The organism is Streptomyces sp. TOM-9, from assembly GCF_056858595.1.
In genome coordinates, this window is the sequence record NZ_JBXEQB010000001.1 from 8,928,445 (window position 1) to 8,941,119 (window position 12,675).

Annotated in this window: 12 protein-coding genes; 6 read left to right on the plus strand and 6 right to left on the minus strand. The window is 73.2% G+C overall.

All coding sequences use genetic code 11. The features are described 5' to 3' along the window. Positions 1-22 precede the first annotated feature (22 nt). Positions 23-598, plus strand: a complete 576-nt coding sequence (locus AC1VWI_RS41035) for a TetR/AcrR family transcriptional regulator (protein ID WP_499516146.1) — start codon at positions 23-25, stop codon at positions 596-598. A gap of 16 nt (positions 599-614) precedes the next feature. On the opposite strand, the gene AC1VWI_RS41040 is transcribed toward AC1VWI_RS41035, so the two are convergent. The 3 genes from AC1VWI_RS41040 to AC1VWI_RS41050 form a co-directional block, all read right to left on the minus strand. Continuing rightward, positions 615-1,007 (minus strand): hypothetical protein, encoded by a 393-nt coding sequence (locus tag AC1VWI_RS41040; RefSeq protein WP_499516147.1) that lies wholly within the window; start codon positions 1,005-1,007, stop codon positions 615-617. Positions 1,008-1,150: 143 nt separating this feature from the next. Beyond that, positions 1,151-1,870 carry an FAD binding domain-containing protein gene (locus AC1VWI_RS41045; protein WP_499516148.1) on the minus strand — a complete coding sequence of 240 codons (720 nt, stop codon included), beginning with the start codon at positions 1,868-1,870 and terminating at the stop codon, positions 1,151-1,153. 191 nt (positions 1,871-2,061) lie between these two features. Continuing rightward, on the minus strand, positions 2,062-2,883 hold the full coding sequence (locus AC1VWI_RS41050) for a siderophore-interacting protein (protein WP_499516149.1): 822 nt from the start codon (positions 2,881-2,883) through the stop codon (positions 2,062-2,064). Positions 2,884-2,962: 79 nt separating this feature from the next. Here AC1VWI_RS41050 and AC1VWI_RS41055 point away from each other — a divergent pair, with 79 nt between their 5' ends. The 3 genes from AC1VWI_RS41055 to AC1VWI_RS41065 are packed head-to-tail and all read left to right on the plus strand — an operon-like array spanning position 2,963 to position 6,876. Then, complete coding sequence (locus AC1VWI_RS41055) at positions 2,963-3,835, plus strand: ABC transporter ATP-binding protein (protein ID WP_499516150.1); 873 nt, start codon at positions 2,963-2,965, stop codon at positions 3,833-3,835. Next, a complete protein-coding gene (locus AC1VWI_RS41060) occupies positions 3,832-4,803 on the plus strand; it encodes an ABC transporter substrate-binding protein (RefSeq protein WP_499516151.1) in 972 nt (323 codons plus the stop codon). The genes AC1VWI_RS41055 and AC1VWI_RS41060 overlap by 4 nt, the downstream gene beginning before the upstream one ends. Before the next feature lie 6 nt (positions 4,804-4,809). Continuing rightward, the gene (locus AC1VWI_RS41065) at positions 4,810-6,876 is read left to right on the plus strand and encodes an iron ABC transporter permease (protein ID WP_499516152.1); all 2,067 of its coding nucleotides are present in this window, start codon (positions 4,810-4,812) and stop codon (positions 6,874-6,876) included. A gap of 1,130 nt (positions 6,877-8,006) precedes the next feature. Here AC1VWI_RS41065 and AC1VWI_RS41070 read toward each other — a convergent pair. Then, positions 8,007-9,350, minus strand: coding sequence for a lysine N(6)-hydroxylase/L-ornithine N(5)-oxygenase family protein (locus tag AC1VWI_RS41070; protein ID WP_499516153.1), 1,344 nt, complete (start codon positions 9,348-9,350; stop codon positions 8,007-8,009). Positions 9,351-9,432: 82 nt separating this feature from the next. Between AC1VWI_RS41070 and AC1VWI_RS41075 the strand changes: the two genes are divergently transcribed. Continuing rightward, positions 9,433-10,380: a methionyl-tRNA formyltransferase gene (locus tag AC1VWI_RS41075; RefSeq protein ID WP_499516154.1), complete on the plus strand. Its 948-nt coding sequence runs from the start codon at positions 9,433-9,435 to the stop codon at positions 10,378-10,380. Further along, positions 10,377-11,237, plus strand: a complete 861-nt coding sequence (argB, locus tag AC1VWI_RS41080; RefSeq protein WP_499516155.1) for an acetylglutamate kinase — start codon at positions 10,377-10,379, stop codon at positions 11,235-11,237. Before AC1VWI_RS41075 ends, argB begins: the two co-directional genes overlap by 4 nt. A gap of 77 nt (positions 11,238-11,314) precedes the next feature. Here argB and AC1VWI_RS41085 read toward each other — a convergent pair whose 3' ends face one another. Then, positions 11,315-11,713, minus strand: coding sequence for a tautomerase family protein (locus tag AC1VWI_RS41085; RefSeq protein WP_499516156.1), 399 nt, complete (start codon positions 11,711-11,713; stop codon positions 11,315-11,317). 115 nt (positions 11,714-11,828) lie between these two features. Next, complete coding sequence (locus AC1VWI_RS41090) at positions 11,829-12,674, minus strand: ABC transporter ATP-binding protein (protein ID WP_499516157.1); 846 nt, start codon at positions 12,672-12,674, stop codon at positions 11,829-11,831. Position 12,675 lies beyond the last annotated feature (1 nt).

The following is a 12,675-nucleotide window of genomic DNA, read 5'->3' on the forward strand; positions in this document are numbered from 1 at the left end:
CTGCATCTCTTAGGCTGTCGCCATGGCTTATGACTCTGCCGCCACGCGGGCGCGCCTCATCGAGGCCGCGTACGGCGAATTCGTCGCGCACGGGCTCGCCGGGGCCCGGGTCGACCGGATCGCCAAGGCCGCGCCGGCCAACAAGCAGGCCATCTACGCCTACTTCGGTTCGAAGGACGAGCTCTTCGACGCCGTGCTCGAAGCCCGGCTCCGCGTGCTGGCCGACGTCGTGCCGTTCACCCCGGACGACCTGGCCGGGTACGCGGGCGCGCTCTTCGACGTCTTCAGCGACGACCCGGACCTGGTCAAGCTGACCCAGTGGAAGGCCCTCGAGCGTCCCGAGGCCTCGGCCATGGAGCGGGACAACCACCTGGGCAAGGCCCAGGCGGTCGCCGACGCCCACGGCGTCGGCCTCGAAGCGGGCATGGACGCGCTGATGGTCGCGCTGTCCGCCGCGCAGGCGTGGGTCGCCACGCCCGCGAGCATCCGCAATCCGGGGGACGACGACGAGACGGCCCGGCGTGACCGGCACCGCGCGGCGGTCGTGGCGGCCGTCGGCGCGATGACCGGGCGCCTCCTTCTGCCCGCCGCCGGCTGACCTCACCCGTCGGCGGTCACAGCTGCGCCTCGCAGGCCTCCAGCCTGGCGAGCAGGCTCGCCAGGGCGTCGTTCCACCGCTCGGTGCCCCGCTGTTCCTCCAGGAGGGCGCGCAGCGCACGGACCTCGTCGGCGGCGAAGGACTCGTGACCGGGGTTGTACTCGAACTGCAGGAACGCGATCCGCAGCTCGAAGTACCGGGAGGGGTCAGCGTCGTGGAGCCACCGGTTCAGGGCCAGTGCCGCGGCGCCTTCCATCCGGGCGCACCGGAGGCCGACCGACGGCTCCAGGACGAACTCGACCGTGGAAACGCCGCCGGGCGTGATGAGGCACATCCGCGCCGGGGCCGGCCCGCTCCGGACCATGCCGAACGACGCCGCGTGCCCTGGGTCTTCCGGCGTGTCAGCCATCTCTGCTCTCGCCTCTTCCGATCCGGTGGGGGATGGGCGAGGTCCCGCGCCGGGGTTGCGGCGCGGGCCCTCGCACTCATCAACAACCGGGAGCGCCGGGTCATACCCGATGCGGCGGGCGAGATCGCGGGGCCCGTGCGGGGTCAGGAGCCGGGGGGCCGTCCGGCGAGTCCGGTGACCTGCCGGCGCAGCACGTCCCACGCCGCGGGGTGGAGCGCGGCGAGGTCCGTCTCCTCCAGCGCGTGCAGGGCCGCTGCGGTGCCGCCGTCGAACGGGGCACTCGCGCAGAGCACTTCGTAGCCGTCACGGACGGCGACGCGCAGACGGTGCCCGTCGTCGGCGGCGTGCACCGCGGCGGCGACGACGAGGGGCGGAGGTCCGCCCGCCTCGCCGGACTGCTTCTCGTAGGTGCTCACCAGCGGCTCCCGCCAGCGGATGCCGAGCAGGAGGTGCTGCTTGGCCACGGCCTCGGCCAGATCGGTCTCGTGGGTGCGGTCCGGCTCCAGCGTGATCGCGCGGGCGTCGAGGACGAGGGCGGCGGGCAGCAGGCAGCGCAGGGTGCTGCCGACGAGGTTGCCGCCGACGGTGGCCGTCCGCCGCACGGCGCCGGTGCCCACACCGGCGGCCGCCCGTCGCAGCACCTCCGGAACCCGGTCGTCGATCCGGTTCAGCACCACCGCCGCGCCCAGCGCCTCGCGTCCGACCGTGTTGGCCTCCGGCAGATCGCGCAGCGACATGGCCTGTTCGGGGAAGCCGTCGCGCTGCCAGGTGGCCCACACGAGCGTCGCCCCGCCGACGGGCACCGCCCCCTGAGCCATGAACTCCTGTGCTTCGGGCACGGACGTGGGCAGATGCAGCAGCACGGCAGTCGACCCGCCTTCCGGGAGTCGGCGACCGGACGGTGCGCGCCGGTCGCTTGATCGCTTGCGTTACGCATTCTCCCCGTACCCGAGGGAGCGCGTACAGGGCTCAACTGTTCCCTTTGTGCGCCCTCCGTGCGCGAAGTGCTGCGCGTGCGCGGGGCCGAGGCGGCGTTCCCGTCCCGCGGCGTGGGTCAGGCGTCCTCGTGGCGTGCCTCGTGCCGCCAGAACCCGGAGAAGGTGATGCGGTCCTTGGGGAGGCCGGCGCGGTGCAGGTGCCGGCGTCCCTTGGTGGCGAGGCTCTGCTCGCCGACGACGAAGGCGTACCCGGTGGCGTCCACCGGGGTGTGCCCCCGCAGTTCGGCGAGTGCGACGGAGCCGGGGACCGCGTGCGGGTCGTCGCGCACGACCCAGGTGACGGCGATCCCCGGGGGCGCGTCGAGGTCGCGCCGGTCGTCCGGGGTGGGGATCTCCTGGATCAGCCGGCCCACGGTGCCGCGGGGGAGGGAGCGCAGGATGCCCGTGGCGGCGGGCATGCCGCTCTCGTCGGCCACGACGAGGACCTCGGAGGCGTCCTCGGGGCAGTCGAACATGACGCCCTGGTCGAGGAGCGCCAGCGCGTCCCCGGGCCGGGCGCCGCAGGCCCATATCGCGGCACGGCCCTCGAGTTCGCCGTCCGGGGTGCGGTGCACCACGAACTCGATGTCCATTTCGGCCGCTTCGGGACGGAACGCGGCGACGGTGTAGTTCGAGTAGTGCGGACGCTCGGCCGTGGGGATGGCGAGGTAGGGCTGCCACCAGCGTGCCCCGGAGAACTCGGGCAGCCGCAGGGCGTCCTGGTGGGGGAGCTGCATGAAGAGGCGGAACCAGTGGTCGTAGCCCAGCCACGGGAAGTCGGCGAGGTCCGCGCCCCTGACGGTCACGCGGTGCAGGGAGGGGGAGACCCGCTCGGTCCTGACGACCTCGGCGCGGAACATCCTGGGGTTCTGCGGCATGAGCCGCGCGGTCTTCGCCATGCAGGGAAGGTTAGCCTAAGTTTACCGAAGTGAGAGGGGGGTGGTTCGGGCAGAGATTAGGTTAGGCTAACCTTCGTTTGTGAGTTCTACGGAAGAGACTGCCGCGGCCTCAACCCTGCGCGGTCACCGGCTGACGGCGTACGACGTGACCGTGTCGTACGACGGGGTCGACGTCGTCCATGACGCGGCGATCACCCTCCGGCCCGGTGAGGTGACCGCCCTGGTGGGCCCCAACGGCAGCGGCAAGTCGACGCTCCTGCGCACCGTGGCACGCCTGCAGCGGGCCCGCCGCGCCACGTTGACGATCGACGCGCACGACGGGACCAGCGCCGACGGGCTCGCCCTGACGGCACGTGAGTTCTCCCGCCGGGTGGCCCTGCTGACGCAGGGGCGCCCCACGCCGGGCGGGCTGACGGTACGGGACGTCGTGGAGTTCGGCCGCTACCCCTACCGGGGCCGCTGGGGCCGCTCCGACCCGGACGGCCCGGCCGCGGTGGACCGCGCGCTGGCGCTGACCGGTGTCGCGGACCTCGCCGCCCGGGGCGCCGAGCACCTCTCCGGCGGCCAGCTCCAGCGCGTCTGGCTCGCGAGCTGCCTCGCCCAGGAGACCGGTGTGCTCCTCCTCGACGAGCCCACGACCTACCTCGACCTGCGCTACCAGGTCGAACTGCTGGACCTGATCCGGGACCTGGCCGACGACCACGGCATCGCCGTCGGCGTCGTCCTGCACGACCTGGACCAGGCGGCCGCCGTCGCCGACCGGATCGCCCTGCTGCGGGCGGGCCGGATCGCCGCCGACGGCAGCCCCGAGGATGTGCTGACACCGCAACGCCTCACCGACGCCTACGGGATACGGGTCGAGGTCGACACCGATCCCCTCACCGGCCTGCTGCGCACCCGCGCCGTCGGCCGCCACCACGCACGCAACGAAAGGCCCGTCACCACCCCATGAGACGCTCCATCGTCATCGCCGCCGCTGCTGCCGCACTCGCCCTCGCCGGCTGCGGTACGACCGAGCCGGACGCGGACGGCGCCGCCAAGGACGACACCAAGGGCATCACGCTCACCGACGCGAGCGGAGCCGAGGTCAGCCTCGACGGGCCCGCCGAGAAGGTCGTCGGCACGGAGTGGAACGTCGTCGAGTCCCTCGTGACGCTCGGGGTGGACCCGGTCGGCGTCGCCGACGTCAAGGGCTACGGCACCTGGGACACGGTCGTACCGCTGAAGAACCGGCCCAAGGACATCGGCACCCGCGGCGAGCCCAGCATGGACACCATCGCCTCGCTCTCCCCGGACCTGATCGTCGCCACCACCGACCTCCCGGACGCCGCCGTCAAGCAGCTGAAGAAGATCGCCCCGGTCCTCGAGGTGCGTTCCGCCGACGCCGCCGACCCGGTCGGACGGATGAAGGAGAACCTCGACCTCATCGCCGAGGCGACCGGCACCACCGCCAAGGCCGACGAGGCGAAGAAGGCCTACGACGCCAAGGTCGCCGAGGGGAGGAAGGCCCTCGCCGACGCGGGCCTCGCCGGCTCGGAGATCGCCTTCGCCGACGGCTACGTCGCCTCCAACCAGGTCTCCATCCGCCCCTACACCGGCGGCTCCCTCATCGGTGGCGTCAACGAGGCGCTCGGCCTGAAGAACGCCTGGAAGGTCGAGGGCGACAAGGACTACGGCCTGGCCGCCACCGACGTCGAGGGCCTCACCGGCCTCGGTGACGTGCAGTTCGCCTACATCGGCAGCGACAGCGAGGGCAGCGACCCGTTCGCCGACGACCTCGCCGGGAACTCCGTGTGGAAGTCCCTGCCGTTCGTGAAGAAGGGCGAGGTGCACCGGCTGCCCGACGGCATCTGGATGTTCGGCGGCCCGCAGTCGATGGAGTCGTACGTCGACGCCGTCGTCGGCGCCCTGACGAAGTAGCGCGCCGTGGCCGTCACCGCAACGACCCCCGCCACCCGTCCGCACGCGGCCGGCTCCCGGACGGGAGCGGCCGCGGTGACGGCCGCGCTCGTGCTCCTGGTCGCCGTCCTCGCGGTCGTCGACATCACCCAGGGCACCGCGGCCGTCGGCCCTGCCGAGGTCTGGAAGGCCCTGACGGGCGGGGCCGGTCCCGGCGACGCGTCCGTCGTGATCGCCTCGCGCCTGCCCCGCATGACCGCCGGCCTGCTGGTCGGCGCCGCCCTCGGGACCGCCGGCGCGGCCCTTCAGTCCGTCAGCCGCAACGTGCTCGCCGCGCCCGACACCCTCGCCGTGAACGCCGGTTCGTACCTGGCCCTCGGCGTCCTCATGGTCACCGGGACGTCCCTGCCGCTGCTGGCCTCCTCCGGTGTGGCCTTCGCCGGCGGGCTCGCGGCGGCCGCCGTCGTCCTGTCGCTGTCGGGGCTGGGCGCCGGGACCGTGCGCCTCGTCCTGGCCGGCAGCGCGCTCACCCTCGGCCTGACCTCCGTCACCGAGGGGCTGATCCTGCTCTTCCCGCAGCAGACCAACGGCCTCTACCAGTGGAGCCAGGGCAGCATCAGCCAGAACGGCTTCGACGGCGTGGTGCAGATGGCCCCCGTCGCCGTGGCCGGTGTCGCCGGACTGCTGCTCGTGGCCCGGCGCGTCGACGCCCTGGCGCTCGGCGACGACGACGCCCGCGGCCTCGGCGTCCCCGTCCGCGGCACGCGCGTCACCGTCGTGGTGTGCGCGTCGCTGCTGTCCGCCGCGGCGGTGACCCTTGCCGGGCCCATCGGCTTCGTCGGCCTGTGCGCGCCCGCCCTCGTACGGCCGCTGGCCCGGCGCTTCCGCCCGCTGGTGCGCACCCGCTCCGCACTGCCCGTCATGGGCCTGACCGGCGCGGGCCTGGTGCTCGGCGCGGACGTCCTGCTGCGCGCCGTGGTACCGGCGCAGACCGCCGTCGCGGTCCCCACCGGGGTCGTCACGAGCCTGGTCGGCGCGGTGTTCCTGGTCGTCATGGCGCTGCGGTCCCAGGACTCCGCGGGGGTGGGAGCCCCGGACCGGATGCGGATCCCCGGCCGTGCGGCGTTCCTGGTGACCATGGCCCTCCTCGTCGCCGTACTGGTCGGGCTGACCGTCGCCGGAGTGCTGCTGGGCGACACCAAACTGCTCCTGGGCGACGTCGCCAACTGGACGCAGGGCAGGGCCGGTCAGGCCGTCTCCTTCGTCCTGGACACCCGTGTCCCGAGGGTGCTCGCGGCACTCCTGGCGGGGGCGGCGCTCGCCCTGTCCGGCACGCTGGTGCAGGCCGTCACCCGCAATCCGCTCGCGGAGCCCGGCATCCTCGGCGTCTCCGGCGGCGCCGCGCTCGGCGCGGTGCTGCTCGTCACGACGGTCCCGGTCCCCGGCGCGTGGAGCGTGGCGGCCGCCGCGTTCGCGGGCGCCGCGGTGACCGCGGTGCTCGTGTTCGGGCTCGCGGCGCGGGGCGGCTTCCAGCAGACGCGGCTGGTCCTCGTCGGCGTCGGCGTGTCCGCGGCCGCGACGGCCCTGATCAGCCTGCTGATCGTGCTCACCGACCCCTTCAACGCGACGAAGGCGCTCACCTGGCTGTCCGGCTCCACCTACGGGCGGACCGTGCCCGACACGCTGCCCGTGGCGGCCGCCCTCGTGCTGGGCCTGGCGGTGGCGGTCGCGCGGCGCACCGAACTCGACCTGCTGTCGGTCGACGAGGACACCCCGGCCCTGCTGGGGCTGCGCCGCGGCCCGGCCCGGCTCGGGTTCCTCGTGACGAGCGTGCTGCTCACCGGGACCGCCGTGGCCGCCGCCGGCACCATCGGCTTCGTCGGGCTGGTCGCCCCGCACGCCGCCCGGGCCCTGGTGGGCCGCCGGCACGTCCGTGTCGTACCGGTCGCGGTGCTCCTGGGCGCCTCGCTGGTCTGCGCGGCGGACCTCCTCGGACGTACCGTCATCGCCCCGGCCCAGATCGGCGCCGGCCTGATGACCGCCGTCATCGGCACGCCGTACTTCCTGCACCTGCTGCTGCGCACGCGGCGCTAGGCCGTGTCGTCAAAGGAGCGCCGGCCGCCCGGAGGGCGGGCCCAGCGGCGTCTGGTGCGGTGCATCGTAAGGCGGAGAGTCGTCCTCGTAGTGGGCTACTCGGACGATTCGACAACGCAGCGAGGTGCCGTGCCAGGCGCCGCTGGGCAGGCGGGACTTTGACGACACGGCCTAGCGAACTCGAGGTCCGCGAGCAGTGCGTCTACCAGTGGGTGCGGACCGCAGACCTTGGTACGCCACGGGTGGTTGGTGGCGCCCTGCCGGTTGTCCGGCTCTCTCGCCGTCTCGCGCCCTTCGGCCGCACAGCGGCTGGCTGCGGATGGGCGGGTGGCGGTCCGGGGCCGCTCGGCAGTGTGCGGGTGCGTGGGTGGCTGGGGTTCAGACGCCGGAGCGGGTCACCTTTCCGGCGGTGTCGGTCTCGTCGCCGTGCGCGGGTATAGATGGCCGCTTCCACGCCTGCTTCCGGTGGTGGGCGCGCCCGCCGTGACCCGCGTCCGCGGGTGATTCGGGGTGCTGCCGGGCGGTCGGCGGGAGATCGGGCTCTGTTTCGGCGGTATGGACGTCGAAACAGGGCCCGATCTTTGAGCTGACGGGGATCGGGCTCGCTTTCAGCGTCATAGCCGTTGAAAGAGGGCCCGATGTCGGGGAAGCACCCGCAGACGCGGGTTTACGGCGGGCGCGCCGCCCACGAAGGGTGGGCGTCGTCGCAGGCCGTCTGCACTCGCGGACGGCAACGAGACCGCAACCGTACGAACAACCGGCCCTGCTCCGGTGCCTGAACCCCGGCCACCCACCGACCCGCACACCGCAGACAAGGCCGGGCCCCCACCCTCCCGTCCGCAGCCGGCGCTGTGCGCCCGAAGGGCGCGAGACGAATCCGCGCACACCCCCCGGCCCAACCCACCGGCCCGGTGTGCGCGGCGGGGGCAAGCGCCTCCTCGAGGGCGGCCGGCACAGGCTCCCGCCGTCAGTCAGAGGCCTCCCTGCGGGGCGGGCGGGGCGGGCGGGCCCTTGGAGTTGGAGGTCGCCGGCGACCGGCGCCTTTTCGACCGGCTCCTGGCCCGGGACCAGGAGGCGTAGCCAAGGAGGGGACCCGGGGCCGCCGGACGACCGGCGGCCCCAGAGGCGTCTCAGGCGCGGGCCGCGGCCGCCGCGGCCGGCTCGTCCTGACGGGCGGCGAGCGAGGCGACGATCTCACCGGCCCGGACGGCGGTGGTGGACAGCAGCGTGGAGGTCAGCCCGTGCGTGTGCTCGGTGCCGCCCTGCACGTAGATGCCCGCCCGCACCTCGGGGGCGACCTCGACGCGGTGGTCGCGGCCGACGCGGAGGGCGTCGCCGTCGTCGCGCAGGCAGATCTTGGCGGACTCCCCGAGGAGCGTGCCGACGTCCTGCGAGCGGTACCCGGTGGCGTGCACGAGGACGTCCGCCTCCAGGACGTGCCGCTCGCCGGTCGGCAGGAACTCCACCGTCACGTCGAGGCCGTCGTCCGCGGCGCTCACGTCGCGGATGCGGGAGACGTTGAGGAAGCGCAGCCGTTCGCGGCCCTGCACCTTCTCGCGGTAGGAGGTCGCGTACAGGGCCTCGATGAGGTCCATGTCGACCACCGAGTAGTTGGTGCTGCGGTGGTAGTCGACGAGGGACTGCTTCACCTCGGACGGGGAGCCGAAGTAGAGGTCCACCGCCTCCGGGTCGAAGATCCGGTTGGCGAAGGGGCTGTCGTCGGCGGGCGTGTAGCCGTACTTGGCGAACACCGCGCAGATCTCCGCGTCGGGGAAGGTGCGGTGCAGGAAGTCGACCGCCTCGGCCGCGCTCTGGCCGGCGCCCAGGACGACGGCCCGGCGCACGGGGGTGCCCGTCGCGGTGAGCTCGGCGACCCTGGGCAGCAGCTGGCTGTTGTGCCACACGCGGTCCGACAGCTCGGTGCCCGGCGGCAGGTGCGGCTCGAGCCCGACGGCCACGCTGATGTTGCGGGCTCGGTGGGTGACCGTCCGCGCGGGGTCCTCGGGGTCCCGGCACGTCACGTCGAGGTGGTCGACCTCGCCGCCGGCGTCGCGGACCGGTGTGACGGACAGCACTTCGCAGGAGTAGTCGACGACGTCGGCGACGCGGGCGGCGGCCCACTCGAAGTAGTCGTGGAACTCCACGCGGAGCGGGAAGAGCGTCTTCTGGTTGAGGAAGTCGACCAGCCGGCCCTGTTCGCGCAGGTAGCACAGGAAGCTGAAGTCGCTGGTCGGGTTGCGCATGGTGACCAGGTCCTTCAGGAACGAGACCTGCATCGTCGCGTCGTCGATCAGCATGCCGCGGTGCCATCCGAAGCGGGGCTGCCGCTCCAGGAAGCGGGCGTTGATCCGCCGGGAGGCGGGGACTTGTGCGTTGTGCTCCTCGATGGCTATCGCCAGAGCCAGATTTGACGGACCGAAACCGATTCCCAGGATGTCGTGGATCGTGTCCGGCTCATTGAGCGGTGCTGTCACCGTTGCATCGCCTCCCTATGCGCGCCACATACTAGATAAGGTAAGCCTAACCTTGCAATAATCACTGAAGGAGAGGCAGCCCATGCGGGTCGTCATGTTCGGCTATCAGACCTGGGGACACCGGACGCTGCAGGCCCTGCTGGAGTCGGATCACGAGGTCGTCCTCGTCGTGACCCACCCCAGGAGTGAGCACGCGTACGAGAAGATCTGGGACGATTCGGTGGCGGAACTCGCCGAGAAGCACGGCGTGCCCGTGCTGCTGCGCAACCGCCCCGACGACGCCGAACTGCTGGAGGCCATCCGCGCCGCGGCACCCGACATCATCGTCGCCAACAACTGGCGCACCTGGCTGCCGCCGGAGATCTTCGACCTCCCGCCGCACGGCACCCTCAACGTGCACGACTCCCTGCTCCCCGCCTACGCGGGTTTCTCCCCGATCATCTGGGCGCTGATCAACGGCGAGGAGCGCGTCGGCGTCACCGCCCACCGCATGGACGGCGAACTGGACGCCGGCGACATCCTGCTGCAGCGCTCGGAGCCCGTCGGCCCGGACGACACCGCGACCGACCTCTTCCACCGCACCTGCGACCTGATCGCACCCCTCGTGCGCGAGTCCCTGGACCTGATCGCCTCCGGCCGCGCCAAGTGGACGCCCCAGGACCGCTCCCGCGCCAGCTTCTTCCACAAGCGCTCCGTCGAGGACAGCCGCATCGACTGGAACTGGCCCGCCGAGGACCTGGAACGCCTGGTGCGGGCGCAGTCCGACCCGTACCCCAACGCCTTCACGTACCACCGCGGCGAACGCATCAGGATCGTCTCCGCCGCCGTCTCGCAGGCCCGCTACGGCGGCACGCCCGGCCGCATCTTCATCCGCGAGGGCGACGGCGTCGTCATCGTCGCCGGCGCGGACGCCCGCGGCGGCCACCGCAAGGGACTGCTGGTGCGCACGGTCCGCACAAACGACGGCACCGAGTACGCGGCCGGCGACTGGTTCCGCACCATGGGCGGCTACCTGACCGCGCGTCCGTGACGACGGCCCTGGCCGGCCCCGGGCCGCTTCCCGCCCTGCGCGCGCTCGGAGGCCGCACCGTCGTCGTGAAGGTGGGTGGCAACGCCATGGGCGACGGCGCCCTGCTGCGCACCTTCGCGCAGGACGTCGTCCGCATCCGGGAGGCCGGGGTGCGGGTCGCGGTGGTGCACGGCGGCGGCCCGCAGATCAGCGCCCAGCTCGACCTGATCGGCATCGAGGCCCGCTTCGTCGGCGGGCTGCGGGTCACCACCCCCGAGGTCCTGGACGTCGCACGGATGGTCCTGGCCGGCAAGGTCCAGCGGGACCTGGTGGGGCTCCTCAACGAGCACGGGCCGTACGCCGTGGGGCTCACCGGCGAGGACGCGCACACGCTGACCGCGGTGCGCCGCTACGCCGAGGTCGACGGCGAGATCGTCGACATCGGCCTCGTCGGCGAGGTGACGGAGGTCAACACGGCGGCCGTGGACGTGCTCCTGGACCACGGCCACATCCCCGTCGTCTCCTCGCTGGGCCGGGGCACGGACGGCCAGATCTACAACGTCAACGCGGACGCGGCTGCCGGGGCCCTGGCCGCCGCGCTCGACGCCGAGGCGCTGGTCGTCCTCACCGACGTGCCCGGGCTGTACGCCGACTGGCCGCGCCGCGAACGGGTCCTGGACCGGCTCACCGCCGCCGAACTGGAGGCGATGCTCCCGGCGCTGGGCGGCGGCATGGTGCCCAAGATGGAGAGCTGCCTGCGGGCCGTCCGGGCGGGCGTCCGCACGGCCCGCGTGCTGGACGGCCGCGCCCCGCACGCCCTGCTGCGCGCGCTGTCCGTCGGGCCGGGCGGCGCCGGCACGACCGTCCTGCCGGGCTAGGGCCGTGAGGTTCGCCGGGGTGGCCGGGCCGCGGTCGCCCGCGCCTGTCCGCCCCGGCGGCCGAAGCCGGCAGCCGGTCAGTCGGTTCCTGCCGGCCAGTCGCCTTCGTCCCCCGGCTCGGGCAGGATGCGGCCTCCCTCGGCGGCGAACCGGGCCGGGCTGTCCTTGATGATCACGAGGATGTGCGTCTCCGGCACGCCGGTCACCCTGCTGCCGGCGGCCGAGATGTCCTTGGCCAGCTGTGTCTTCTCCGTGTCCGCGTGGCCCGCCCGTGTGGTCGCCTCGATCAGCAGGGGACGTGAGGGAGCCGCATCCGTGAAGACGCTGCCTTCGGGCAGTTCGGCGAACGTCACGTGCACGAAGGAGGTGGGCGCCCCGGTGATCGACGCGTGGAGACGCGTGATCTCCGCCGCCAACTCGGCCTTCTGCCGCGCCGAGACCGTGTTCTGCGTGGTGACCACATGGTAGACAGGCATGGCCGGCTCCGATCAGCCGTGCGGACCCCGTACCAACACCGTAGGCCGCAGCCGTACGCGCCGCAGGTCGGCGGTGTCCGGCTCCCGGATCGCCTCCGGCCCGCCACCGGGCGGGTCACTCGGCGGCGACGGGGACCGCCTCGTGGTGGCGGCCCATGGGGATCACCAGCGGGGTGCCGCTCACCGGGTCGGTGGTGACCTGGCAGCGCAGGTCGAAGACGTCCTCGACGGTCCCGGCGGTGATCACCTCGGCCGGTGTGCCCTCGGCGGCGATCCGCCCCGACTTCATCGCGATGACGTGGTCGGCGTAGCGGCAGGCCTGGTTGAGGTCGTGCAGGACCATCACCACCGTGCGGTGCTCTCGGCGGTTGAGGTCGGTGACGAGGTCCAGGACGTCGATCTGGTGGGCCAGGTCCAGGTAGGTGGTCGGTTCGTCCAGCAGGAGGACGGGGGTGCCCTGGGCGACGGCCATGGCGATCCAGGCCCGCTGGCGCTGGCCGCCGGACAGCTCGTCCACGGCCCGGTTCGCGAGCTCGGTCATGCCGGTCGCCGCCAGTGCCTCGTGGACCGCCAGCTCGTCGGCCTTGGACCACTGCCGCCACCACGTCTGGTGCGGCGAACGGCCGCGGCTGACCAGGTCGATGACGGTCAGCCCCTCCGGGGCCACCGGGGTCTGCGGCAGGATGCCCAGCCGTTGGGCGAGTTCCCTGGTCGGCACCGACCGCAGGGCGCGGCCGTCGAGTTCGACGACGCCCTGACGGGGCGCGAGAAGCCGGGCCAGGGCGCGCAGGAGGGTGGACTTGCCGCAGGCGTTGGCGCCGACGATGGCGGTGATGCGGCCGGAGGGTATGACGAGGTCGAGGTCCTCGACCACCAGCCGGTCGTCGTACGCCAGGTGCAGCCCGCGTGCCCGCAGGTCGGGGCCCGCGGCGGCGGTGGGGGCGGGGTCGGTGGTCGCCATG